The following is a 26,465-nucleotide window of genomic DNA, read 5'->3' as shown; positions in this document are numbered from 1 at the left end:
GGAGGTAGCTATGCTAAATAAAGAACTTGAAATGAGCTTGAATGGCGCATTTATGCGAGCTAGGGAAAAACGTCATGAATTTATGACGGTTGAGCACTTATTATTGGCGTTGCTTGATAATGATTCTGCTCATGAAGCCTTATCCGCTTGCCAAGCTGATATAGAGACATTACGTCAGGAACTCGAAGCGTTCATCGAGCAAACGACCCCACTAATTCCAACAACGGATGAAGAACGCGAAACTCAACCTACCTTAAGCTTTCAGCGAGTACTGCAGCGAGCAGTCTTTCATGTGCAGTCATCAGGCCGCAGTGAAGTTGCTGGTGCTAATGTGCTGGTGGCTATTTTCAGTGAACAAGAATCACACGCCGCTTACCTTCTTAAGAAAAATGACATTAGTCGTTTAGATATTGTGAACTTCATTTCTCATGGTATTCGTAAGTTTGGAGAAGATGATATTACCGGAGCGAGTGGTTTAAGTAATGACAGCACAGCCGATAATAATTCTGAAGAACGACTTGATAGCTTTGCCACCAACCTTAATGAAGTAGCGAAGAAAGGTCAGATTGATCCACTGATTGGGCGTGATGTTGAACTGGAGCGCACCATCCAAGTTCTTTGCCGTCGCCGTAAAAATAACCCTCTACTTGTTGGTGAGGCAGGCGTAGGTAAGACTGCGATAGCGGAAGGCTTAGCTTGGCGCATTGTGGAAGGTCAAGTACCGGATGTGATTAAAGATAGTGTTATCTATTCATTGGATATCGGTTCGCTATTAGCTGGCACTAAATATCGTGGTGATTTTGAAAAGCGTTTTAAAACCATTTTAAAGCAATTGGAAAAAGAAAAAGACACCATTCTTTTTATTGACGAAATTCATACAATTATCGGTGCAGGTGCGGCATCGGGCGGTCAAGTTGACGCTGCGAACTTAATTAAACCGTTATTAAGTAATGGTAAGCTGCGCTGTATTGGCTCAACGACTTATCAAGAATACAGCAGTATCTTTGAAAAAGAGCGTGCGCTGGCTCGACGTTTCCAAAAAATTGATATTTTAGAACCTTCAATTGATGACACAACCAAGATCTTAATTGGCTTAAAGAGCAAGTACGAAGAGCACCATCAAGTAAAATTCAGCAATAAAGCATTACGTGCGGCAGTGGAATTATCGGCCAAATACATTAATGAACGTCATCTGCCAGATAAAGCAATTGATGTCATTGATGAAGCGGGAGCTCATTGTCGTTTAGCGCCAGTCGGTAAGCGAAAGAAAACCGTGAATGTTGCTGATATCGAAGCCATTGTCGCGAAGATTGCACGTATTCCTGAAAAGTCGGTCTCCTCGTCGGATAAAGAAGTGTTATCTCGTTTGGATAGCCGCTTGAAATTATTGGTCTTTGGACAAGATCCCGCCATTGAAGTGCTGTGTGAGGCGATTAAATTAACTCGCGCAGGCTTAGGGCAAGAGAATAAACCAGTAGGTTCCTTCTTGTTTGCCGGTCCAACCGGGGTAGGTAAAACTGAAGTTACGGTTCAATTATCCAAATTATTGGGCGTTGAGTTATTACGCTTTGACATGTCTGAATATGGTGAACGTCACTCGGTTAGCCGATTGATTGGGGCACCTCCAGGTTATGTAGGGTATGACCAAGGCGGCTTATTGACCGATGCCGTGATTAAGCACCCTCACTCAGTGGTGTTGCTTGATGAGATTGAAAAAGCCCATAGCGATATTTTCAATCTACTATTGCAAGTTATGGATAACGGGACATTGACTGACAATAATGGTCGAAAAGCCGATTTCCGTAATGTTATTTTAGTGATGACGACTAACGCAGGGGTGCAAGAAACTGAGAAGCACTCAATGGGGCTGATTCAACAAGATAATAGTCATGATGCGATGGCTGAAATTAAGAAAGTTTTTACGCCAGAGTTTAGAAACCGCTTAGATAATATTATTTGGTTTAATAGCTTGAGCGAAGAAATGATCCACCAAGTCGTCGATAAATTCATTGTTGAATTACAAGCACAGCTTGATGGGCGTGGTGTATCAATGGAAGTGTCAGAAGAAGCTCGTCATTGGTTAGCGAAAAAAGGCTACGATAAAACAATGGGCGCAAGGCCGATGGGACGAGTCATTCAAGATAAACTGAAAAAACCGCTTGCGAATGAACTGCTCTTTGGTTCATTGGTGGATGGAGGCACCGTCAAAGTTCGTTTAGACGAAAGTAGTGATGAATTGGCATTTACCTACCTTAATGAAGAAGAAGCGGTACATTAAGATTTATCAATAAGCGATTGATACGACATTAAACATTAACTCCTGCTGTATTTATTATGGTGGGAGTTTTTTTATGGAGTCGCTTAATAAGCAAGGCAGATAAATATAAAAAAGCCGAAACAAGGTGGTTTCGGCTTTGAATTAAGAATCAATAATACATTGAATATTAAATGGTGATTACTACCACTTAATGAAAAATATTAGCGTGCGCGGAAAACGATACGGCCTTTAGATAAATCGTATGGAGTCATTTCTACAGTCACTTTGTCACCAGTCAGGATACGGATGTAGTTTTTGCGCATTTTTCCTGAAATATGAGCAGTAACTACGTGACCATTTTCTAATTCAACGCGGAACATAGTGTTTGGTAATGTGTCAAGGACAGTTCCTTGCATCTCAATTACGTCTTCTTTTGCCATTTAATCCTCTTACCGAAATTTGGCTTATTCTTAACCGCTAGATTGAGCAGTAAAGTTAGGGGGTAATATGCTCAAGCAGTGAATAAATATATGCTCGAGTTTAAAGTTGTTGCGTATTCTACCCTTGCCAACGCTGATTTACTAGCTTTTGATGGCGTTGAAATCGAACTTTGTAATTCATGGCCGGGCATTCATCAATTTGATAACCCAGATAAAGCCAATCTTTTTGCATCTTTTGGCACTGTTGAATTTGCAGTAGCACACAGAGTGTCCCAAGTGATAATGGGTAATCTGGGTCGTAAAAAGTATAAAAAGCACTGAGAGCATTGGGCACACAATCCGTCACCGCAACGGCAATGAGTTTATCGTTATCATAAAGATGGAGGAGTTTAGGTGGCATCCATTGGGCAAAGATGAAATCGGTAAAAAGATCTGGATTGGCTGGATACATGCTACCACTTTGATGTCGTGCATTAATATAACGCTCATAAAGTACAAACCAATTTTCATCTAATGTTTCTTTAAGCTCCCAAGTTAGGTGGCGGGCTTTATTAAGTAGTCGCCTTTGGCTTTTAGACCAATGGATATCCGCAATACAGAGGCGAATGGGTTGGCATGCTTGGCAAGAGCGACAGTGCGGGCGATAAATCATATTGCCACTGCGCCGAAACCCATTAGCAAGAAACACTTCATAATTTGCTTCAGTATGCAGTTCCTGTTCGAGTACCACGGCAACGCGTTCTTGTTGCTCGGCTAAGTAGCTACATGAATGTTCAGGACTTAAACCGATTTTTATTTGATGCATGAGTCATCCTGCTTAAAGCATTGTATTAATAAGGGTAAATTAAGCGGTGGTCGTTAAGCTCAAGGTTTTCGGTGCAAAAGCATTAATCGCTATGGGGTGTTGCTGTAATTGTTCTAGTTGCTGGATAAATGCTTTTCTCGGTATCTCGATGACGCCTAAACGTTGTAAATGTGGGTTCATCATCTGGCAATCAATTAATTGTCCACCGACGGACGAAAAATAATCGCAAAGATGCCAGAAGGCGACTTTTGATGCATTACTTTCTAAAGAAAACATCGACTCGCCGCAAAAAACGCGTCCTAATTTAATTCCATATAAGCCACCGATTAATTGCTCATCGTGCCAAACCTCAACTGAATGACAATGGCCTAGTTGAGCCAGTTGAATATAAGCATTAATCATCTCGTCGGTGATCCAAGTTTCTTCTTTGGGCCGAGTGCTGGCGCATAATTGAATGATTTTGTCAGTGCATTGATTCAGCGTGACTCGCCAAGACGAACGTTTGACGTGTTTGCGCAAACTTTTTGATGGGGAGAAATCTTGAGGGGCGATGACCGCACGAGGAGTTGGACTCCACCATAAAATAGGGTCGTCATCTGAAAACCAAGGAAAAATTCCGTGTTGGTACGCGGTCAGAATCCTTTGTGGAGAAAGATCGCCGCCATAAGCCAGTAATCCATTTGGTTCATCGAGAGCGAGATGGACATCTGGAAAAGTAAATTGGTTATCTAAGCAAGGAAGAGAGAAGGTCATGGTCTTGGATTCTTTTCAGTTTAATGACGAAATGATAGCAATATTTACACTGGCACTGTATCCCGATTTTCGTTAATCTCGAAGCCAGACTGTTTGTTTTAGTAAGATCATCGCAAGGAATATCAAAAATAATGGAAAGCCTTACTCTTCAACCGATTGACAAAATATCCGGTGACATCAATTTACCCGGCTCTAAGAGTGTGTCAAACCGTGCATTACTGCTTGCTGCTTTATCAAAAGGCACAACACGCCTCACCAATTTGCTCGATAGTGATGACATTCGCCACATGCTTAATGCCTTGACTCAACTTGGGGTAAAGTATTCATTATCTGAAGATAAATCAGTGTGTGAGGTGGAGGGCCTCGGCGGAACTTTTCAATCTTTGCAACCATTGGAATTGTTTTTAGGGAATGCAGGCACTGCGATGAGACCTTTGGCGGCGGCGCTTTGTTTAGGGCAAGGGGAATTTGTCTTAACAGGTGAGCCACGTATGAAAGAGCGTCCAATCGGCCATCTAGTGGATGCATTACGCTCTGCGGGGGCTGACATCACTTATTTAGAAAACGAGCATTATCCACCCTTAAAGATTGTGGGGACAGGATTAACCTCGGGAGAAGTGACGATTGATGGCTCGATATCCAGCCAGTTTTTGACCGCATTTCTGATGGCAGCGCCTTTTGCTTCTGGTGATATCACTATCCATATCGAAGGCGATTTAGTGTCCAAACCATACATTGATATTACGCTTGATATTATGGCGAAGTTTGGAGTGAAGGTGATTAATCATGATTATCAAACGTTTGTTATTCCTACCGGACAGCAATACCTAAGCCCTGGTCAATATTTGGTTGAAGGTGATGCCTCTTCAGCTTCGTATTTTTTAGCTGCCGCCGCTATCAAAGGTGGCGAGATTAAAGTAACAGGGATTGGTAAAAATAGTATTCAAGGCGACATTCAATTTGCTTATGCATTAGAAAAAATGGGGGCTGAGATTGAATGGGGGGATGACTATGTACTGTGCCGTAAAGGTAAGCTTAATGCCATTGATATGGATTTTAACCATATTCCAGACGCCGCGATGACTATTGCCACTACCGCATTGTTTGCGCAAGGGACTACCTCAATTCGTAATGTCTATAACTGGCGAGTGAAAGAAACAGACCGTTTAGCTGCGATGGCAACAGAACTGAGAAAAGTGGGAGCGCTAGTGGAAGAGGGAGAGGATTATATTACGATTACTCCGCCACAACAGCTAAATCATGCTGAAATTGATACTTATGATGACCATAGAATGGCAATGTGTTTTTCATTGGTAGCATTAAGTGATACGCCTGTGACCATTAATGACCCCAATTGTACTTCGAAGACATTTCCAGGGTATTTCGATAAATTTAAGCAGCTAAGCCAATAAGCTGAGCTACCGATATCATACCTCAAAGGCCTCGCATTACGTGGGGCCTTTGAGTTCTAACTGTTGGGAAAATAAGCGGTAACAAGATTTTTCATTAATAGTTCATGCATGATGGCCATGATTTCGATATAATTGCGCGCCGAAAATCATCCTATTTCATTGAGCTTGATGCTCACTCAAACACCGGAGAAAGTGTATGTCATCTCAAAGCCCGATAATCACGGTCGATGGGCCTAGCGGCGCAGGCAAAGGTACATTATGTATGATGCTTGCGGATAAACTGAATTTCCATTTACTGGATTCCGGAGCGATTTATCGAGTATTAGCATTGGCCGCACTTCACCATGGTGTTGATATTGAATCAGAAGATGCGCTTGTTCTTTTAGCGACTCACCTTGATGTCCAATTTATTGCTGAAGGCGATCTGGTCCGAGTGATTCTAGAAGGGGAAGACGTTTCGAAAGAATTACGTAAAGAAGAAACGGGCACGGCAGCATCGAAAGTGGCCTCTCTACCTCGAGTAAGAGAAGCGTTATTACGTCGTCAACGTGCATTCAGTGCCGAGCCTGGTTTGGTTGCCGACGGTCGAGATATGGGAACGGTAGTTTTTCCTAATGCTCAAGCGAAAATTTTCCTCGATGCCAGCGCAGAAGAAAGGGCACAGAGACGCTTGAATCAGTTGCAACAGAAGGGTTTAAGTGGTAAATTCGACCAACTTTTATGCGATATTCAAGAGCGTGACTATCGTGATCGCAATCGAGCGGTTGCCCCTTTACGTCCTGCTGAAGACGCATTAGTGATTGATTCTACTAAACTTTCTATTGAAGAAGTGGTGGAGAAAGCACTACAATTTATCGAATCTAAACTCGCTAAATAACGGTTATTTTATACTTTTATTTGGTGGTTAGACTGTCGGTCGCAAGGAAGATGACTGGCAAATTTATCAACCCCATGCGGTAGGATACCCATGGACGTTTAATTAATTGAAGATCATATATAATGACTGAATCTTTTGCTCAACTCTTTGAAGAGTCGCTAAACGAACTAGAATTCCGCCCAGGTACTATTGTTAAAGGTACTGTTGTTGCTATCGAGAACGGTTTTGTTCTTGTTGACGCAGGCCTAAAATCTGAATCTGCTATTCCAGCTGAACAATTCAAGAACGCTGCTGGCGAACTTGAAGTTGAAGTTGGTGCTGAAGTAGATGTAGCACTTGACGCGGTAGAAGATGGCTTCGGTGAAACTCAACTTTCTCGTGAGAAAGCGAAACGCCACGAAGCTTGGATCGTACTTGAGAAAGCATGTGAAGAAGCTGAAACTGTTGTTGGTATCATCAACGGTAAAGTTAAAGGCGGTTTCACTGTTGAACTAAACGGTATCCGTGCATTCCTACCTGGTTCTCTAGTAGACGTACGTCCAATTCGTGACACTGCTCACCTAGAAAACAAAGAGCTAGAGTTCAAAGTAATCAAGCTAGACCAGAAACGTAACAACGTTGTTGTTTCTCGTCGTGCTGTTATCGAATCAGAAAACAGCGTTGAGCGTGACGAGCTTCTTGAAACTCTTCAAGAAGGTACTGAAGTTAAAGGTATCGTTAAGAACCTTACTGACTACGGTGCATTCGTTGATCTTGGCGGTGTTGACGGCCTACTTCACATCACAGATATGGCTTGGAAACGTGTTAAACACCCATCTGAGATCGTAAATGTTGGTGACGAAATCCTAGTTAAAGTTCTTAAGTTCGACCGTGAGCGCACTCGTGTTTCTCTAGGTCTTAAGCAACTTGGCGAAGATCCATGGGTAGCAATCGCTAAGCGTTACCCAGAAGGTCACAAACTAACTGGTCGTGTTACTAACCTAACTGATTACGGCTGCTTCGTTGAAATCGAAGAAGGCGTTGAAGGTCTTGTACACGTTTCAGAAATGGATTGGACTAACAAAAACATCCACCCATCTAAAGTGGTTAATGTTGGTGATGAAGTTGAAGTTATGGTTCTTGATATCGACGAAGAACGTCGTCGTATCTCTCTAGGCCTAAAACAATGTAAAGCTAACCCTTGGCAGACTTTCGCTGAAGCACAAGCTAAAGGCGACAAAGTTACTGGTAAGATCAAATCAATCACTGATTTCGGTATCTTCATCGGTCTTGACGGTGGTATCGACGGTCTAGTTCACCTATCTGACATTTCTTGGAATGCTCAAGGTGAAGAAGCTGTTCGTGACTACAAAAAAGGCGACGAAATCTCTGCAGTAGTTCTAGCAGTAGATGCTGACCGTGAGCGTATTTCTCTTGGCGTTAAGCAAATGGAAAACGACCCGTTCAACAGCTATGTTGCAGATAACAAGAAAGGTACTCTTGTAACTGGTACAGTTACTGCAGTTGATGCAAAAGGTGCTACAATTGAACTAGTTGAAGGCGTTGAAGGTTACATCCGTGCTTCTGAAGCATCTCGTGACCGTATCGAAGACGCATCTCTAGTATTCAGTGTTGGTGACAGTGTTGAAGCGAAATTTACTGGTGTTGACCGTAAAAACCGCGTAATCAACCTATCTATCAAAGCTAAAGATGAAGCTGAAGAGCAAGAAGCAATGGCTACACTAAACAAAGCTGATGAAGCTGCGTTTGGTAACGCTATGGCTGACGCATTTAAGGCTGCTAAAGGCGAATAATTTTTGCCTATAGAAGGGAGCCGTAATGGCTCCCTTTTTTCGATAACAAGAAGAGTAAAGTGAGGGAATCACCTATGACTAAGTCAGAATTAATTGAAAGACTTTGTGCTCAGCAAACCCATTTATCAGCAAAAGAAGTTGAAGATGCTGTGAAAGATATTCTTGAGCATATGGCATCTAAACTTGAAGATGGGGACCGTATTGAAATTCGTGGTTTCGGAAGCTTTTCTTTGCATTATCGAGAACCACGTATTGGTCGTAATCCAAAATCGGGTGAAAAAGTAGAGTTAGACGGTAAATACGTTCCTCACTTTAAACCAGGTAAAGAGTTACGCGAACGTGTTAACAGTGCGATTGCTTAAGCATTTTTTTATTGCTGAAGTAACGAGAATTTTTAAAAAGCGGCACTCATTGCGATTGCCGCTTTTTTGTGGCTAAAATTCAACCGTATTGTGCGTTAATTCTGAATATTTCCATCTTTCAATTGATTGGCAATGGAGTGTCAGGCAAATTTGCTGCATAATCTAATTAATAATACGCTGTTGAAGGTGGTACTGATGAAAATTATAAAAATCATATTAGTTATCGCACTTTTTCTTGTCGCCCTAGCGCTTGGTGCACAAAATCAAGAAACAGTGACATTTAACTATCTTATTGCCCAAAGCGAGCTACCACTCTCATTATTGCTTGGTATTGTGTTTGTTGTTGCTTTTGCTATCGCCTGGTTAATCTTTGGTGGTTTGTATTTAAAATCGAATCTGACGGTGCGTCGTTTACGCAAGCAATTAAATAAAGCTCAAAAGTCTACCAAGTCATCAGAGCAGTTACCTGAGATCAAAGGTTAGGTTTATTCGTTAATGCTAGAGCTATTATTCTTGTTATTACCTATTGCAGCGGCTTATGGCTGGTATATGGGTAATCGCAGTGCTCGTCAAGATAAACAAGAACACTCCCATCAGATTTCTCGCCAATATGTGAGAGGTCTAAACCTCTTATTGTCAGAACAATCTGACAAAGCGGTCGAGCATTTCATTGAACTTTTACAAGTCGATGATGAAACCATAGATACCCATCTTGCTCTCGGTAATTTATTTCGTTCCCGAGGCGAGGTCGATCGCGCCATTCGTATTCACCAGAACTTGATCACCCGAGAAGGGCTGACCATTGATCAAAAAAACTTGGCGCTACAACAGTTAGCCAAAGACTACATGGTTTCTGGCTTTTTTGACCGTGCAGAAAAAATCTTTGAACAATTATTAGATGAACCAGAGCATCGAGAACAAGCCCTTCAACAACTGGTAACTATCTATCAGCAAACTCGTGAATGGTATAAAGCAATCAAATATGGTGATGCCTTAGTCGCGATGGGGCGCAAAAAAATGCGTCAAGGCATTGCCCACTATTGGTGTGAAATTGCCATGGCGGAACTTGCTCAATCGGATACCTCGAAAGCAATTTTGTATTTCAAGCGGGCCTTAACCGAAGACCCTAAATGTGTGCGTGCAACGATTGCGTTAGGCAATATTTATCTAGAAGCTGAAAATTATAAGCAAACTATTAAGTGCCTTGAAAAAATCTTAGAGCAAGACATCGATTTTATTTCCGAAGTATTACCAACCCTTGCCGACTGTTATAGCCAAATTGGTTATGAAGAAGGCATGCTGAACTTTTTAAAGCAGTGTATAGCTAAGAAAGCGGGAGTTTCGGCTGAACTGATGTTGGCACAAATGGTAGCCCAGCATGACGGGATAGCAGCAGCTCAGACTTTGCTGACTCAACAGTTAGTGAAGAACCCAACCATGAAAGGCTTCTATCGCTTGATTGATTACCATATTGCAGAAGCAGAAGAAGGTCGGGCGAAAGACAGTTTAACCACCCTACAAGAGATGGTAGGGGTACAAATGAAAGCCAAACCACATTATCAATGTCGACAATGTGGCTTTGCGACACACTCTATTTATTGGCATTGTCCATCATGTAAAGGATGGGGCACCATCAAACCTATTCGTGGTTTAGATGGTGAATAATCGTTGATAAAGAGTGTGTGAATTGATGCTTTTATTCACACTCTAAAACACACAAAAGGAAGACGGATGTTAGACCCAAAAGTAATTGTTGCCCTTGATTATGATAACCAAAATGAAGCGCTTGCTTTTGTTGATAATATAGATCCGGCACAATGCCGATTAAAAGTCGGTAAAGAAATGTTTACCTTCTTTGGGCCTGAGTTTGTACATCAATTACATCAAAAAGGCTTTTCCGTTTTCCTTGATCTCAAATTTCATGATATTCCTAACACTTGTTCGAAAGCAGTCAGAGCGGCGGCTGAGATGGGCGTGTGGATGGTCAATGTTCATGCCAGTGGTGGTGAGCGTATGATGACGGCATCTCGTGAGATCTTAGAGCCTTATGGAAAAGAGCGTCCACTATTGATTGGTGTGACAGTACTTACCAGTATGGAACAATCTGATTTGGCGGGCATTGGGTTAGACATTGCGCCTCAACAACAAGTTAAACGCTTAGCCAAACTAACGCAGCAAAGTGGCTTAGACGGTGTGGTGTGCTCAGCTCATGAGTCAACAATGCTTAAATCCGAATTGGGCCAAGAATTCAAATTAGTGACCCCAGGCATTCGTCCTATTGGCAGTGACGTCGGCGATCAACGTAGAATCATGACCCCACCTCAAGCCATGAGCGCGGGCTCAGATTATCTCGTGATTGGTCGTCCTATCACTCAAGCGAGCAATCCCAACCAAGTCTTGCTGGATATCAATGCTTCACTCACTTGTGCTGAGTAGGCGGCGATAGCCTGTGCGTATTTGATAAATTGAAATCGCCTTAATCTTCATCACTTATTAGAAAATAAACACTATTTTGGCCAAAGTTTTTTATAAAATTTAGACTTTGGTCAGTGTTTGATTGTCTGATGGAAGGAGCAAAAAAAGGCTATGGTATACTTTAGTTAATCGATGAATAATCAATAAGTTGCTAAACATGACGCCAGATATTTTGTTTCATAAAACCTATCAACATCCTACTAGCCAAGAGTGGGTGGTTTTCGTACATGGTGCAGGAGGAAGCTCCTCACTGTGGTTTAAGCAAATTAAAGATTATCGTCAACATTATAATTTGCTGTTGATTGATTTAAGAGGCCACGGTCGCTCTAATCAATTACTCAAAGGCCTGATTTCGAAGCAGTATTCTTTTCAAGATGTCACCCTTGATATCATTAATGTCTTGAACCATTTAAACATTGCGAAAGCCCACTTTGTTGCTTTGTCTTTAGGCACTATTTTAGTTCGTAATTTAGCGGAGTTAGCACCGCAGCGTGTTCAAACCATGGTCTTAGGAGGCGCTATCACACGATTAGATGCACGCTCAAAGATATTGGTGAAGATTGGTGATTGGAGTAAAAATATTATTCCTTATATGTGGCTATACCAATTATTTGCTTACATCGTGATGCCACAAAAGGGACAAAAGCAATCCCGACACTTGTTTATCCGTGAAGCGAAAAAGTTGTGCCAAAAAGAGTTTAAAAAATGGTTTAAGTTGTCAGCGGATGTCAATCCAATGATGCGTTACTTTCGTGACCGCGAGTTGAATATTCCAACCTTATATTTAATGGGTGAGATGGACTATATGTTTTTGCGTCCAGTAAAAGAAATGGTGAAAAAACATAAGTTTAGTCAATTATTGGAAATCCCAGACTGTGGGCATGTATGTAATATAGAAAAGCCAATTGAGTTTAATCAGTACTCGTTGGCTTTTATACAGCAGCACAGCTAAGCCTAAGTGGATGAGTGTTGTTTTGGATTGACCGCTCCACAATTCCAACAAACTGCAAATTGATTTTCGATGGTTTCTTGGCATGAAGGACACTGCCAACTAGGGCCGTTGTTCTCTTGTTCATATTCTGCAATGAGTTGACGAGCTTGTTGCTGATCTCTTTCATCCATTAACCAAACATAAGGATCGCTGTCTTGAGTTAGAGGCAGTTCACCTTTTAGGCTAAAGGTGTGCTCAGCATGAACCTTGGCATTAATGTGATGACTTTTAAGTAATTCACAAACGATATGAGCTTCAACAGGGTTACTGGCACTAAAGATTTTCATTGTGGTCATCCTCTGTCATTTCAGATACTTGTATGGTGCGATATCCTGCCCAAATGCGATTGAAGGTGGTGAGTAAACATAAGACTGCAAAAATGGTTGCTAATTGAGGAAAAGCGTGTGGCCATAAACAAAAAGCAATAAAGAAGGCGATGGTTTCAGTACCTTCCGCTATCCCTGACATGTAATACAAAGATTTGTTTTGATAGACAGGGTTAGCAATATTACGCTTGCCAGCAATGGAGGCAAAGGCAAGAAAGCTACTGCCAGTACCAACAAATGAGACGATTAATAAGGCTGCATAGAAGGCATTTTGTTCGGGGTTGGCGAGTAAGAATCCAAAAGGGATTAACGCATAAAATAAAAAGTCTAAACTGATGTCTAAAAAGCCCCCAGCGTCAGAAGGTTGGGTTTTTCTGGCAATTGCCCCATCTAAACCATCTCCGATACGGTTTAAAATAATTAATAGTAGCGCTAAATGATAATGTTGCAGCCACAAGGCGGGTAGTGCGAATAGTCCAATGACAAAGCTTATCACCGTGACCTGGTCGGCTTTGATATGGTAATGAAGGCAATAGCTTGCCGCGCTATTTAACGGTTTTTTAATGAGGGGGATGACGTATTTATCGAGCATCACACTTCTCCTGTCTTTAAATCTTACTAGTATTTAAATCTTGCCAGTGTTTAAATTTTGCCAATGAAGGATGCGACTATTTTGAGGGGCATCTTCTTGATCGTGTGTCACCATCAAGGTCGGGATCTTGGCTTGAGTGATTTGTTCAAATACCCATTGGCGGAAAGACGCTCTCAGCTCTGGGTCTAATTGGCTGAAAGGTTCATCAAGTAAAATCGCTTTAGGCTGTGCGCTGAGCATTCGTAATAAACTGATACGCGCTTTTTGTCCCCCAGAGATCTGATGTGGCATCGATTCACTTAAGTCGTCTAAATGTACCTTTTTTAATGTTGCAAGGGCATGCTGTTTTCTTTGTTTCCCATTAAGTTGGTTAGGCAGAGCAAAGGCAATATTTTCCCAAACGGTTAAGTGAGGAAACAGCAAGTCGCCTTGAAATAAAATACCCACACCTCGTAAATGCGGTGGCTGTGTTTGGATCGGAACACCTTGTAATTCGACACTACCTGAAAAAGCAAAGTGCGGATTAAGATGGCCAGAAATGAGGCTTAATAAAGTGGATTTGCCACAGCCACTTGGGCCCATTAAGGTGACAATTTCTCCGCTTTGAATTGTGAGGTCTAGCTCTTTGAGTAGCCAAGGTGTGCTCGACAATTCTGTCGCCGTTTTCTGTAACCTTGTCGCTTCAAAAATGGATAATGCTTTTATTGATAGCGTCATAGCGTTAATCCTTTTGGGAGTGTGTTGGATTGCGATAAGTCGGGCTGAGCATTCGATTTCCTATCATAGCGATCATGAAAAAGGCGAAAGGTAATAGGGCTTGCCATAATGCATAAAGAGAAACAATGCGTCGGTCATGCCCACTCGAGAGCGCAACGGCTTCAGTAGTGAGCGTTACAATACGGCCAGAACCTAAAGAAATTGTCGGTAAGTATTGTGCCAGACTTACGCTCATCCCCATCGCAAAAGCAAATAACATTGCCCCAGCTAATAAACGCAATTTGATCGTGAAAAATACCTTTAAAGGCGTTTTCCCTAAACTGATGGCAATTTTAGATAAAGAGTCGTTATAACTTTTCCATGGTCCATCTAAGCTTAAATACACATAAGGAAATGCAAAAAACAGATGTGCCCAAATCACCCATAACCAATATTGCTCTTGGTCGATCCATAAGCTGGTAATTTGTAAACCAAATAAGATGGATAATTGCGGAATAAGCATAGGCAAGGCAATTACATACATAGGTAAGTGAAGTTGGAAACGATGGCGGTATTCTTGAGCAATAATTGCCAGGATTAACGCGAATAGACTACTGATCAAGGCTAAAGACAAACTGGTGATAATCGTCTGTTGGATATATGGCCATTCGCTGACCCAAAATCGAGTGCTCCACAGTGTGGGTAATAAGTTAGGAAATGACCAACGTAAAGAAAAGCTCCAAATTAACAAAATGGGTAAGGTACATAAGCTGACGGCAATGAGAAAGTGCAAAAAATACGGTTTAATCGTCATAGCGTGGCGACGGCCAGAGACTAACCAAGCGCGATGATGATGAAGAAGCAGCGTTTCACTTAAAGCAATGACACCAATTAAGGCTGAGCATAATAGAAATAATATAAAAGCGCCTGCCGCAGCACGTGGCAATAAGGTTAAATCGGGATCATTGAACCACTGCCAGACCAATACCGCAAAGGTAGGTGGGTGAGTGGGGCCTAAAATTAAGCTGACATCCACCACCGAAGCTGAATAGGCCATAATGGCAAACAATGGGAAACGAATATGCTGCAGCCATTGTGGGAAAATCGCTTTCCACCAGGCTTGAGAATAAGAATAACCGAGACTTTGTGTCATTTGTAGTGTCGGCGTGATATTGAGGTTATTTAAAATCGGCACACTCATTAAGATCAAAAAAGGCGTTTCTTTGATCGCCAGCGCCAAAGTCAGAGCCAGTCCGGAATTATCTTGCAAGGAATAAATCGAGTTGAACCAAGAGGAGGTAATGAAGGTATGCAGAAGACGAGCCAACCAACCGGTGTCGGAAAAGAGAAATAAAAAACCGACCGCAAAGGCCACGTGAGGCAATGCTAATAACGGAGAAAGTAGCTTTTCAATCCACTGCCAACGGCGAGTATTCCAATAAGCCTGTAAAATCGCAAAGGTCATCATACAAGCCATAAAGCAACTTAATAGCGCAGAAAACACGCTTTGCAGTAAAGAACGTTCGACGCCAGGCCAAGCCAACACCTCGCTAAAACCTTGGCTTGAAAGCTGATAGAAGCCTAAGGGAGGAATGATCCCAAACGCAGGCAATATCATTCCTGCAATTCCAGGCAGAAGAGGGAGGATACAAATCAAGATAACGATGATGTAGCTAAGGCGCAGCAGACGACTTGGCTTGCTCTGCATAATAGTTCTCATTGTTGTAGTGACTTAACGGCTATAGCGAGCTAGCCAAGCTTGTTCTAGCGCATCTTGCCAGCTCGGATGAGGCTCTTCGACAGAAGAAAATAACTGAGTTTTAGCGGCGCTGCCGGTCAAATACTGAGTGCGTAATACCGAAGGGTCGCCCCAAACCGTATTATCGCCTTTACGTGATTGGGCTTCTGGGCTCAACAAAAAGTTAATTACCACCAAGGCCGCGGGTTTGGATTTGGCATTCCAAGGAATCGCTAAAAAATGGATATTGGATAATGCGCCTTTATCCCAAGCATAGGTATCGGTACTCGGCGCTAACTTACCACTGGCTTGAGCAGAAGAGACTTCATTGGGGTTAAAGGTAATGGCAATATCAATTTGGCCATCATCAAGTAACTGTAACATTTCCGGTTGAGTCGATGGGAATTGTTTTCCTTGTTGCCATAAATAAGGCTGGATGGTATCAAGATAGCGCCATAATGGTGCGGTGATAGAAGCAAAGGTGTCGGTATCAACGGGTTTGCCAAGTTCTGCAGGTTGTTTGGTCAACTCAATTAATAGGGCTTTTAAAAAGCTGCTACCGTGAAATTGTGGTGGCTTAGGGTAGGTAATGCGTCCGGGATGGGCTTTAGCGTAGTCAAGGAAGGCTTGAGCTGAAGTGGGAGGCATTGGCAGCTTTTTGTGATCATAAATAAATACCAATTGGCCGACTCCCCAGGGGGCTTCTAAACCGTCCGTTGGCTCTGAAAAATCTTTATCAATAGGCAGTGAAGCGTCCACTTTATCCCAATTGGGTAATTGTTGAGTAAACGGGCCAAATAACAGTTGATGATCTTTCATCGATTTGAAGTTTTCACCATTGATCCACACGATATCGACGCTGCCATTGGTGTGTTGAGCTGCGGCTTTTTCCGCCAATAAGCGGGCGGTGATCTCTGATGTATCGGAGACTTTGACGTGATGTAATTGAATACCATATTGCTGCTTAACTTCACGAGCTACCCAGCGTAAATATTGATTGATTTCTTGGCTGCCTCCCCAAGCATTAAAGTAAACGTCTTGTCCTTTGGCTTGTTGTTGAGTTGCCTGCCAATCCTGCTCCGCTGCATAAGAGAAAAAAGGCAATAAGGTGCTGATGATGAGTAAGAATGTACGTTTCATACATATCCTTATGTTTTTTGAAAATAGGCGGCATGCTGTATTAGACAGATAAGATACACAAAAACTTTCATCTTTTTGTGTTGAAATGAAATAAGCGAGGAAAATAAGAAGAAAAAAGCACATTCAGAGTGATCTGAATGTGCGGTAGTTGATTATTTCAGCGTTTTAACAGAAGCACGTTCGACGATTTCAGGGAACATCTCAAACGTTTGTTTTGCGTGGTTTTTGTCTTTAATACGTTCGAGCAAAATCTCGACCGCATTTTTACCCAAACGGCGTTTAGGTTGGTGAACTGTCGTTAGCGGTGGTGAGAAATATGGAGAAATATCAATATTATCGTAACCAATCACTGAAATATCTTCAGGTACATTCAGACCTTTTTCTTGCAGACGACTGATCAAGCCAAGTGCCATCACATCGTTAAAGCAAAATACCGCGGTAGGTTTTTTATCCATAGCGAGAATTTTATCAGCGGCAATCAGGGCAGTATCACATTCAAAGTTACCTTCTAGTAACCACTCATCAGGTAAAGTTAAACCGTTTTCGGCTAAAGCACGTTTACAACCGGCAATTCGCTCAATACAGGCGACTTTTTCAAAATGCCCGCTTAGGCAAGCAATATCGGTATGGCCGTGATCAAGTAAGTAACGAGTGGCTAAGTAACCACCTTCTTCTGAGTTATCAATGATCTTATCTGCTTTTGAGGTTTCAGGGCCCCAATCCATGACCACTTTTGGAATATCAGGGTGACCATCTAGCATTTCTCTTAAATCATCATCAAGATCTGAACAGATCACCAAGAGTCCATCAACACGCTTACCTGCCAGCATACGAATATAATCACGCTGTTTGTCGGCACGACCACCGGTATTACACAAGATTAAGGTATAGCCTTTGCGATAGCAGTAACTCTCCACACCGTCAACGACTTCAGCAAAAAATGGGTTGGTGGATTGAGTAACTAGCATACCAATGGTGCTGGTGGTATTACATTTTAAGCTACGCGCAACCGCACTTGGGGCATAATTGAGTTCCTTCACTGCGGCCATGACTTTTTCTTGGGTTGCCTCCGCAACAAAGCGAGTCTTATTTATCACGTGCGACACTGTGGTGGTCGAAACCCCAGCAATGCGCGCGACATCTTTTATTGTAGCCATAGTGAATTTCCTTTATACCGATACTGTCGTCGGATTATTATAGTTAACAGGAGAAATAAAAAAATAAAAGTCGCCTTTAATCAGCGACTTAATATAATTCAGGATTTATGTAATTAGGATTTTAGTCTTAAATACCATCTCTGACAATCAGATATGGCATTTTTATGACTAAAGATTGTAGTGAGCAAACGATAACGTTGCTCTTAATCGGCATAGTTTGTCGTTATTCTGGTTGTATCGCGGCAGAATCGGTTTGTGTATTAGACAGTTTATCGCGCAACAATGACCACCAACGTCCAACTAATTCATGCCAATAACGCTCACTTTGCTCTAAGTATTTCGCTTGTGGGGTATATTTTTCCCAAGCTTGTTGAATGTTATCAAAAGCAAGGTAGTTGGTTGGTGCGGGAATAGGCTGTAAACCTGCTTTTTGAAACTCTAAGATTGCGCGCGCCATGTGACTGGCCGAGGTGACCAGAACTAAGCGTTTATTACCCACAAAACCTGCTGCTTGATGGGCTTCATCCCAAGTGTCTTGTGCTGTTTCTAATAAGATAATATCTGACTTACTGACCCCAAGAGAGACCGCAACATTCGCCATCACTCTGGCATTACTGATCGAACTGCCACCATCGTAACCAGACAAAATTAATTTAGCCCCTGGATAAAGACGCAAAATACGCATCCCTTCTGCAAGACGCATCAGCCCATTACGTGATAACTCAGAGGTTGGAGGAATATCGTTATCGACAATATGTCCTGAGCCTAACACCATGACGTAATCAAGTGTACCATCGACGGGTAAAAAGGCTTTATAGGTTCTTTCAGTAGGTTTCAATAATGAAGTGGCAACGGGTTGAAATGAAAAAAGAAATATCCCCATTAGTGAAACAAAAGTGAGCAGACAACCAATCCCTCGTTTGTAGGTAAACATAATCAGAAACAAGCCTATGAATCCGATTATCAGCAAGGCTGGCAACGGCATGATCAGTGCGCCGATTATTTTTTTAAGTTCAAACATTTAAATAGTCCAAAAATTCATCATTCAGCGGATAAAATAGAGTATTTACTTTATTCCTGTAATTGCTGTGACAGAATACACGTAATTTCCAGTTATCTTAAATGAAAAAAAATGGCAGAAGATCGAAATTTCGATGATATTGCCCATAAATTCGCGAAAAATATTTATGGCTCCGATAAAGGAGATATACGGCAAATCATCGTCTGGCAAGACATTGAACAAGCTTTAGCTCGCATTCAGCAAGGGGATGCTCCCTTATCCGTGTTAGATGCTGGAGGAGGGCTGGCCCAATTGTCACAAAAGATTGCCCAGCAAGGACATCGTATAACCTTGTGTGATATTTCTTCTGAAATGCTCGGGTTAGCGCAACAAGAGATTGAGAAGAATCAGCTCTCTGCGCAGTTTCAATTTATTCATTCTGCCATACAAGATCTGGATGCCAAGTTAGCCCAATCTGCTGATTTGGTGTTATTTCATGCCGTGATGGAATGGTTGGAACATCCAAAAGAAGTGTTGGATCAAATCTTGGATAAAGTGAAGCCAGGAGGGATTGCTTCAGTGATGTTTTATAACCATCATGGTTTGGTTATGAAAAATGTAACTTGTGGTAATATTCCCCACATTTTACAAGGGATGCCGCACCGAAAGCGTTTTAAACTTCAGCCACAAAAAGGCTTGATACCCCACGAGGTTTATTACTGGATAGAATCCAAAGGCTTTCAAATTTGTGGTAAATCAGGCATTCGCTGCTTTAACGATTACATAGGTAATCAACAATATATGGGCGATTATCGTCCAGAAGATGTGTTGGCATTAGAGCAACAGTTATGCCGAACGGAGCCTTATCTTTCTCTTGGTCGCTATATTCATGTGTGGGCGCAAAAGCCATGGCATGAACAGAGCGATGGAGAGCTAAATAGTAAAAACAGGAATGATAATGAGTGAAATAACTCAATCTTCACTTGAGCAGCCCCCTAAGGCGCAGTCAATTAACGAGCAATCAATCAGCGAACAATCAATTAGTGAGCAACCTATTGATGAATTGGTCACTTGGGTCAAACAACACGACTTTTCGTTGAATCTAACTTCTGAACGTTTGGCTTTTTTGATTGCGGTTGCGGTACTCAGCCATGAAAAATTGGATGAGGAATTGGGCGAAGGTGAATTGCATGATGCGTTCAAAATTGTCACCCGCATGTTTGAAGACACTGGTGAAGCCTCCGCTTTTAGAGCCAATAACGCGGTGAATGAATTAGTATCACAGCGATTATTAAGCCGCTTTGTCAGCGAATTAAACGAAGGTGCGAGTATTTATCGTATTTCACCACTGGGCATGTCGATCAGTGATTACTATGTGCGTCACCGTGAGTTTTCTAAGCTTAAACTGTCCATTCAGCTGTCTATGGTGGCAGATGAAATGTCGAAAGCAGTACAAGCGGCGGAGCAAGCGAGTGATTTGGCGCAATGGCAAAAACACGTTTATGGGGTATTAAAATACTCAGTCAGTGAAATTTTTGACCGAATTGATCTCAACCAACGTGTGATGGATGACCAGCAAATAGAAATTAAACAACAAATCGCTGAGTTATTGAATCAAGATTGGCGAGACGCAATCAATAGTTGTGAAAGCTTATTAACGGAAACGTCGACCACCTTGAATGAATTACAAGACACCTTGCAAGCGGCAGGGGATGAGCTGCAAACGCAGTTGTTAGACATTCAACAAATCATTTATGGACAAGAAGGGCTCGATTTCATTGATGCCATTTTGTTCTCGTTGCAAACCAAACTTGATCGCATTGTCAGTTGGGGCCAACAAGCCATTGACTTATGGATTGGTTATGACCGCCATGTACATAAGTTTATTCGTACTGCGATTGATATGGACCAAAACCGCGCATTCAGCCAACGCTTGCGTCAATCGGTCACCGATTACTTTGAGACTCCTTGGTATTTAACTTTTTCTGATGCCGAACGCTTACGTGATATGCGCGATGAAGCCATGATGCTGCGTGATGACGAAGTGGTGGGGCAAGTGCCAGATGAAGTGGAATACGAAGAGTTATCGGTTGTTGATGATGAACTGAGCGAACGTGTGGCGGCGATGTTGCAACAACATAAAGACACTGGCGCACCTATTGATTTAGGCGCGGTATTACGAGATTACCTTGCGCAACACGCTTATGCGCAACATTTTGATTTAGCTCGAATGGTTATCGATCAAGCGGTAAGAATGGGGTATTCCGAATCGGATTACCGAGCGATTCAACCCGACTGGAAAGCGATTAACGATTTTGGAGCAAAGGTACAAGCAAATGTCATCGATAAATACTAATTACGACGCGTCAGACAACGCAGAACTGTCTTATAACACCGAGACCTCAAATGATGCTTATATGCCTAAACAGCTGATTAAAGCATTAGCCAATCCACTTTTTCCTGCATTGGATAGCCAATTGCGTGCTGGTCGCCATATCTCCAGTGATGATATGGATAATTACGCCTTCTTGAGTGATTTCGACAGTGAATTGGCAGCATTTTACCAACGCTATAATGCGGAATTGGTCCGCGCGCCGGAAGGATTCTTTTATTTACGCCCACGTTCAACCTCATTTATTGGTCGTAGTGTCCTGTCCGAACTGGATATGCTGGTGGGTAAAATCTTATGCTTCTTATATCTCAGCCCTGAACGTTTGGCTCATGAAGGAATTTTTACCAATCAAGAATTGTATGAAGAGCTGCTTGCGTTAGCGGATGAAAAGAAATTAATGCGTCTTGTCACCAACCGCGCTACCGGTTCTGATTTAGATAAAGAAAAACTATTTGAGAAAGTACGTACCTCTTTACGCCGTTTGCGCCGCATCGGCATGGTATTACCGGTGGGTGATGATGAAAAATTCCGTATCAGTGAAGCGGTGTTCCGTTTTGGCGCCGATGTACGTGTTGGCGATGATATCCGTGAAGCGCAGTTGCGTCTTATCCGCGACGGTGAAGCGGTGCTGGACCCTAGCGCAGTGAATGCAAAAAGTGCCAATGAAGCTCAAGAGAACAATGAGTCTTCTGATGAGCAAACAGAAGAATCAGAAGAACAACAAGCAGGTGATTTATGAGTGAGAAAGCGAACATGATTGAACGAGGTAAGTATCAGTCACTGACCATGATCAACTGGAACGGTTTCTTTGCGCGTACCTTTGATATCGATGGTTTAGTGACGACGTTGTCTGGTGGTAATGGTGCCGGTAAATCGACCACCATGGCGGCCTTCATTACCGCGTTAATTCCCGATCAAAGCTTACTGCATTTTCGTAACACCACCGAAGCGGGTAGTTCACAAGCCTCACGTGATAAAGGTTTGTTCGGTAAACTACAACCGGGGACTTGTTATTCGGTATTAGATGTTGTGAATTCACGTCACCAACGTTTACTGTTTACGGTTAAATTGCAACAAGTGGCGGGTCGCGATAAGAAAGTCGACATTAAGCCCCTGTTGATCCAAGGATTACCAAGCGACGTGAAGCCTACCGATGTCTTGATCGAAAATTTAGAAAACGGTCAAGCACGTGTACGTTCTTATAATGAACTGAAAGATAAAATTGCGGAATACGAAGGCGTACAATTAAAAGCCTTCTCATCGGTGTCTGATTATCACAGCATGATGTTTGAAATGGGCGTGTTGCCGAAGAAGCTGCGTAATACTGGCGACCGTTCTAAGTTCTATCGTTTGATTGAAGCCTCGCTATACGGCGGTATTTCTAGTGCCATTACTCGTTCATTGCGTGATTACCTATTACCGCAAAACGGTGGTGTGAAAAAAGCCTTCCAGGATATGGAATCGGCACTGCGCGAAAACCGCATGACGCTAGAAGCGATTAAAACTACTCAAGCCGACCGCGATTTATTCAAACATTTGATCACAGAATCGACCAATTATGTGGCCGCCGATTACATGCGCCACGCCAATGACCGTCGTCTTAAATTAGATCAAGCATTAGCACTGCGCAGTGAAATGAATCAATCGATCACCACGCTGCATTCACAAATGAATTTGATCACTCAAGTTCAAGCGCAATTAGAACAATTGATTGAGCAAGAATCTGGTCTTGAGCAAGATCACCAAGCCGCGACCGATCACTTGCAATTGGTGCAAACGGCGATCCGCCAACAAGAGAAAATTGAACGCTATCAAGAAGATTTGGAAGAGCTAAGCGAACGTTTAGAAGAACAAATCATGATTGTTGAAGAAGCGGCAGAACAAGTAGCCATGGCGGAAGAGCAGGCCGAAGTGTCTGAACAAGAAGTCGATAGCTTAAAGTCCCAGCTAGCGGATTACCAACAAGCGCTGGATGTCCAGCAAACTCGTGCTTTGCAATATCAACAAGCAGTACAAGCGTTAGAGAAAGCTCAGCAACTTACAGGTAATGACGATCTCAGTGCAGACAACGCACAAGCGCAATTATCACAATTGAAGCTGCAAGAATCATCAAGCACATCAGAATTGCTGTCACTGAAACATAAGTTAGACATGTCGTCTGCGGCGGCTGAGCAGTTTGAACAAGCACTCGGTTTGGTCAAAAGCATTGTAGGTGAAGTAGCACGTAACGAAGCATTGCCGCAGGCCAAACAAGCAATTCAAAAAGCGCAACAAGCCGAACAATGGTTACAAAACGAATCACAATGGCGTGCTCAGCAACGTGACTTAGAGCGCAACCTGAATGATCAACGTCAAGCTTCTGAATTAGTTGAGAAATATCAAGCGCAATACCAAGTCACGCTTGATGATGACATGGTGTTAGAGCAAGAGCGTGAACGTCATCTTGAGCAATTGGATATTTTGGCTGGTGAACAAGAAGAACTGCGAGATGTGCGTGGGGATTTGCGTCACAACCAACAAGATGTTCAAAGCCAAATTGAGACCTTACAAAAGCAAGCTCCATCTTGGATTGCGGCCAGCGATGCACTGGAGAAATTGCAATTACAAACCGACGCTGAGCTCACTGACAGCCATGCCGTTATGGCGCAAATGCAGCAAGTGTTGGAGCAAGACAAACAACAATCAATGGCCAAAGAGCGTCTGGCGGCGCGTCGTGATGAATTGGAAGCGGATATTGAGCGTTTAGCCTCACCATCTGGCTCTAATGATCCTCGTTTGAAAGGCTTAGCCGATAGCCTTGGCGGTGTGTTGCTTTCTGAAATTTATGACGATATCACCATTGAAGATGCGCCTTATTTCAGCGCTATGTATGGTCCTGCGCGTCATGCGATTGTAGTCTCGGATCTGGAAGGCATAAAAGAGAAGCTGGTGGATCTTGACGATTGTCCAGACGATCTTTACATCATCGAAGGGGATGTGGATGCCTTTGATGACAGCACCTTTAACGCTGATGAACTCGATGGCGCAGTGTGCGTACAATTGAATGATCGTCAATTGCGTTATTCTCGCTTACCAGCCATTCCCTTATTTGGCCGTGCGGCTCGTGAACAACGTCTTGAGTTGTTGCGTGCACAACGTGAAGAAGTGGCAGAAGAGTACGCGAAAGCGGCATTTGATTCTCAAAAACTGCAACGTTTGTACCAAGCGTATAACGAGTTTGTGTCAAAACACATTCATATTGCGTTCAATGCCGACCCTGAAGCGAAACTGGCACAAGCTCGTGATGAGTTAAATCAAATCACGCGTCAATTAACGCAATTGGATGAAAAAGAGCAGCAACAACGCAGCCAAATGCAAAGTGCGAAACAAGCGCTTGCTCAATTGGACAAACTGGCGAACGTAATGCATTTAATTGCAGACGAGAGCTTGGCTGAGCGTTTAGAGGAGTTGAATGATAAGCTAGAACAATTGGCTGAATATAAGTCGTTTGCTCAACAACACGGTAAAGCGGCGCAAAAATTAGCGACCATGGTGTCGGCATTAGAAGCCGATCCTGAGCAATTTGATGCCTTACAACAGCACTACGAGCAAGCGGACCAAAGTCTGCAAACGCTTAAAAAACAATTGTTTGCTTTGGCAGATTTACACGAACGTCGCCATTATTTTTCTTACTCGGATTCGGTATCACTGTTAGATCAAAGTAGTGAACTTAGTGAGCAGCTAAAACGTAAACTAGAGCAAGCAGAACAAGCCAAACTACGCAGCCGTGAAAGCTTAAAACAAGCGCAAGGGCAGTTGAACCAATACAACCAATTGTTGGCCTCGCTTAAATCGTCACATCAAGCGAAGTTAGAAACGGTACAAGAGTTCAAACAAGAGCTACAAGAATACGGTGTTACGCCTGATCTTGGTGCGGTAGAGCGTGCAGAAATTCGTAAAAATGAACTGCATGAACGTTTACATACTTCGCGTCAACGTAAGAGTGAATTTGAACGAACCCTTACGGCGACCGAGATGGAAATGAAAGCGCTGACTAAACGCGTGAAGAAAGTCGAAAAAGACTACAAAGACTTACGCAAGTTTGTGGTTACTGCCAAAGCCGGTTGGTGTTCAGTGTTGCGTTTAGCGCGTCTTAATGATGTCGAGCGTCGCTTACACCGTCGTGAGTTAGCTTATCTTTCGGATAACGAACTGCGCTCCATGTCGGATAAATCATTGGGTGCGTTGCGTCTTGCGGTGGCTAACAATGAAACTTTACGTGATGCACTCCGCGGCTCAGAAGACAGCGCTCGTCCTGAAGGCAAGGTATTGTTTTACATTGCAGTTTATCAGCATTTACGTGAGCGTATTCGCCAAGACATTATCCACACCAACGACCCTGTCGAAGCGATTGAAGAGATGGAAGTGGAGCTGGCACGCTTAACCGAAGAGTTGACTCAGCGTGAAAATCGTTTAGCCATCAGTTCTGGTTCGGTGGCGAACATCATCAAGAAAACCATTCAGCGTGAACAAAACCGTATTCGTATGCTTAACCAAGGTTTATCGAACATTGCCTTTGGTCAAGTGCGTGGCGTACGTTTGAATGTGGGTATCCGTGAAAGCCATGAAGTGCTATTAGCTGGTTTGGCGGAAGATCAAGGTAAGCATCAAGACTTGTTTGATAATGCTCGTCTTACTTTCTCTGAAGCGATGGCGAAATTGTTCCAACGTGTGAATCCACATATTGATATGGGTCAACGCTCACCGCAAATCTTGGGTGAAGAGCTATTAGATTACCGTAACTACTTGGAATTGAGTATTGAGGTTAACCGTGGCTCAGAAGGCTGGTTACAAGCTGAATCCGGCGCACTGTCTACTGGTGAAGCCATTGGTACCGGTCAGTCCATTTTGTTAATGGTGATTCAAAGCTGGGAAGAAGAATCACGTCGCTTGCGCAGTAAAGATATTGTGCCGTGTCGCTTATTGTTCTTAGATGAAGCCGCGCGTCTGGATACCAAGTCCATCAATACCTTGTTTGAGCTGTGTGATCGCTTAGACATGCAGTTATTGATTGCAGCGCCAGAAAACATCAGCCCAGAAAAAGGCACTACTTACAAACTGGTGCGTAAAGTGTTTAAAGATCATGAACACGTACATGTTGTTGGTTTACGTGGTTTCGGTAATGGGCCGAAAGAGAAAACTGACCAAGCGCAAGAGCTTGAAACGGTAGAGTAAATTTACTCAATAAGCCAGATAAGAAACGCCCCACTTTGTTATGAA

At 42.8% G+C, this 26,465-nt stretch carries 23 protein-coding genes; 13 read left to right on the top strand and 10 right to left on the bottom strand.

Annotated features, from left to right (window positions below; genetic code table 11):
* Positions 1–10 precede the first annotated feature (10 nt).
* Entirely contained in the window at positions 11–2,278 is a 2,268-nt protein-coding gene (clpA, locus tag VCA1004_RS06610) for an ATP-dependent Clp protease ATP-binding subunit ClpA (RefSeq protein WP_086983982.1), read from the top strand.
* Between the two features lie 200 nt (positions 2,279–2,478).
* On the opposite strand, the gene infA is transcribed toward clpA, so the two are convergent.
* The 3 genes from infA to aat form a co-directional block, all read right to left on the bottom strand.
* Positions 2,479–2,697, bottom strand: coding sequence for a translation initiation factor IF-1 (gene infA, locus VCA1004_RS06605; protein WP_001040192.1), 219 nt, complete (start codon positions 2,695–2,697; stop codon positions 2,479–2,481).
* Between the two features lie 118 nt (positions 2,698–2,815).
* The gene (locus tag VCA1004_RS06600; RefSeq protein ID WP_086983985.1) at positions 2,816–3,502 is read right to left on the bottom strand and encodes an arginyltransferase; all 687 of its coding nucleotides are present in this window, start codon (positions 3,500–3,502) and stop codon (positions 2,816–2,818) included.
* A gap of 39 nt (positions 3,503–3,541) precedes the next feature.
* Complete coding sequence (gene aat, locus VCA1004_RS06595; protein WP_086983988.1) at positions 3,542–4,255, bottom strand: leucyl/phenylalanyl-tRNA--protein transferase; 714 nt, start codon at positions 4,253–4,255, stop codon at positions 3,542–3,544.
* A 131-nt stretch (positions 4,256–4,386) separates the two neighbouring features.
* Here aat and aroA point away from each other — a divergent pair, with 131 nt between their 5' ends.
* From aroA to VCA1004_RS06555, 8 genes are all read left to right on the top strand, one after another.
* Entirely contained in the window at positions 4,387–5,667 is a 1,281-nt protein-coding gene (aroA, locus tag VCA1004_RS06590; RefSeq protein ID WP_086983992.1) for a 3-phosphoshikimate 1-carboxyvinyltransferase, read from the top strand.
* Positions 5,668–5,863: 196 nt separating this feature from the next.
* Complete coding sequence (gene cmk / locus VCA1004_RS06585; RefSeq protein WP_086983995.1) at positions 5,864–6,544, top strand: (d)CMP kinase; 681 nt, start codon at positions 5,864–5,866, stop codon at positions 6,542–6,544.
* Positions 6,545–6,666: 122 nt separating this feature from the next.
* Positions 6,667–8,337, top strand: a complete 1,671-nt coding sequence (rpsA, locus tag VCA1004_RS06580; protein ID WP_086983998.1) for a 30S ribosomal protein S1 — start codon at positions 6,667–6,669, stop codon at positions 8,335–8,337.
* Between the two features lie 74 nt (positions 8,338–8,411).
* Positions 8,412–8,699 (top strand): integration host factor subunit beta, encoded by a 288-nt coding sequence (gene ihfB / locus VCA1004_RS06575; RefSeq protein ID WP_086984001.1) that lies wholly within the window; start codon positions 8,412–8,414, stop codon positions 8,697–8,699.
* 195 nt (positions 8,700–8,894) lie between these two features.
* On the top strand, positions 8,895–9,182 hold the full coding sequence (locus VCA1004_RS06570) for a LapA family protein (protein ID WP_086984004.1): 288 nt from the start codon (positions 8,895–8,897) through the stop codon (positions 9,180–9,182).
* 12 nt (positions 9,183–9,194) lie between these two features.
* A complete protein-coding gene (gene lapB / locus VCA1004_RS06565; RefSeq protein WP_086984007.1) occupies positions 9,195–10,364 on the top strand; it encodes a lipopolysaccharide assembly protein LapB in 1,170 nt (389 codons plus the stop codon).
* A 66-nt stretch (positions 10,365–10,430) separates the two neighbouring features.
* A complete protein-coding gene (pyrF, locus tag VCA1004_RS06560; RefSeq protein WP_086984009.1) occupies positions 10,431–11,135 on the top strand; it encodes an orotidine-5'-phosphate decarboxylase in 705 nt (234 codons plus the stop codon).
* A 196-nt stretch (positions 11,136–11,331) separates the two neighbouring features.
* Positions 11,332–12,126, top strand: a complete 795-nt coding sequence (locus VCA1004_RS06555; protein WP_086984012.1) for an alpha/beta fold hydrolase — start codon at positions 11,332–11,334, stop codon at positions 12,124–12,126.
* A gap of 2 nt (positions 12,127–12,128) precedes the next feature.
* Here the strand turns inward: VCA1004_RS06555 and VCA1004_RS06550 are convergent, their stop codons facing one another.
* From VCA1004_RS06550 to elyC, 7 genes are all read right to left on the bottom strand, one after another.
* Complete coding sequence (locus VCA1004_RS06550; RefSeq protein WP_086984015.1) at positions 12,129–12,452, bottom strand: putative signal transducing protein; 324 nt, start codon at positions 12,450–12,452, stop codon at positions 12,129–12,131.
* Positions 12,439–13,083, bottom strand: a complete 645-nt coding sequence (locus tag VCA1004_RS06545) for a CDP-alcohol phosphatidyltransferase family protein (RefSeq protein ID WP_086984018.1) — start codon at positions 13,081–13,083, stop codon at positions 12,439–12,441. The genes VCA1004_RS06550 and VCA1004_RS06545 overlap by 14 nt, the downstream gene beginning before the upstream one ends.
* A gap of 33 nt (positions 13,084–13,116) precedes the next feature.
* Positions 13,117–13,800, bottom strand: a complete 684-nt coding sequence (locus tag VCA1004_RS06540; protein WP_086984021.1) for an ATP-binding cassette domain-containing protein — start codon at positions 13,798–13,800, stop codon at positions 13,117–13,119.
* Positions 13,801–13,804: 4 nt separating this feature from the next.
* Entirely contained in the window at positions 13,805–15,487 is a 1,683-nt protein-coding gene (locus VCA1004_RS06535; RefSeq protein ID WP_232012580.1) for an ABC transporter permease, read from the bottom strand.
* A gap of 24 nt (positions 15,488–15,511) precedes the next feature.
* Entirely contained in the window at positions 15,512–16,657 is a 1,146-nt protein-coding gene (locus tag VCA1004_RS06530; protein ID WP_086984023.1) for an ABC transporter substrate-binding protein, read from the bottom strand.
* Between the two features lie 152 nt (positions 16,658–16,809).
* On the bottom strand, positions 16,810–17,814 hold the full coding sequence (locus VCA1004_RS06525; protein ID WP_086984026.1) for a substrate-binding domain-containing protein: 1,005 nt from the start codon (positions 17,812–17,814) through the stop codon (positions 16,810–16,812).
* 223 nt (positions 17,815–18,037) lie between these two features.
* Positions 18,038–18,835, bottom strand: a complete 798-nt coding sequence (gene elyC, locus VCA1004_RS06520; RefSeq protein WP_086984029.1) for an envelope biogenesis factor ElyC — start codon at positions 18,833–18,835, stop codon at positions 18,038–18,040.
* 111 nt (positions 18,836–18,946) lie between these two features.
* Here elyC and cmoM point away from each other — a divergent pair, with 111 nt between their 5' ends.
* The 4 genes from cmoM (at position 18,947) to mukB (ending at position 26,420) form a co-directional block, all read left to right on the top strand.
* Positions 18,947–19,780: a tRNA uridine 5-oxyacetic acid(34) methyltransferase CmoM gene (gene cmoM, locus VCA1004_RS06515; protein WP_086984032.1), complete on the top strand. Its 834-nt coding sequence runs from the start codon at positions 18,947–18,949 to the stop codon at positions 19,778–19,780.
* Positions 19,781–19,838: 58 nt separating this feature from the next.
* Positions 19,839–21,170, top strand: coding sequence for a chromosome partition protein MukF (gene mukF, locus VCA1004_RS06510; protein ID WP_086984657.1), 1,332 nt, complete (start codon positions 19,839–19,841; stop codon positions 21,168–21,170).
* 61 nt (positions 21,171–21,231) lie between these two features.
* Complete coding sequence (gene mukE / locus VCA1004_RS06505; RefSeq protein WP_232012642.1) at positions 21,232–21,945, top strand: chromosome partition protein MukE; 714 nt, start codon at positions 21,232–21,234, stop codon at positions 21,943–21,945.
* 14 nt (positions 21,946–21,959) lie between these two features.
* A complete protein-coding gene (gene mukB / locus VCA1004_RS06500; protein WP_086984658.1) occupies positions 21,960–26,420 on the top strand; it encodes a chromosome partition protein MukB in 4,461 nt (1,486 codons plus the stop codon).
* Positions 26,421–26,465: the final 45 nt, after the last annotated feature.

The sequence above is a fragment of the Vibrio aphrogenes genome, assembly GCF_002157735.2.
In the GTDB taxonomy this organism is placed as follows: Bacteria; Pseudomonadota; Gammaproteobacteria; order Enterobacterales; family Vibrionaceae; genus Vibrio; species Vibrio aphrogenes.
Note: the sequence above shows the minus strand (reverse complement) of the source record. Positions and strands in the feature narration are given on the sequence as shown.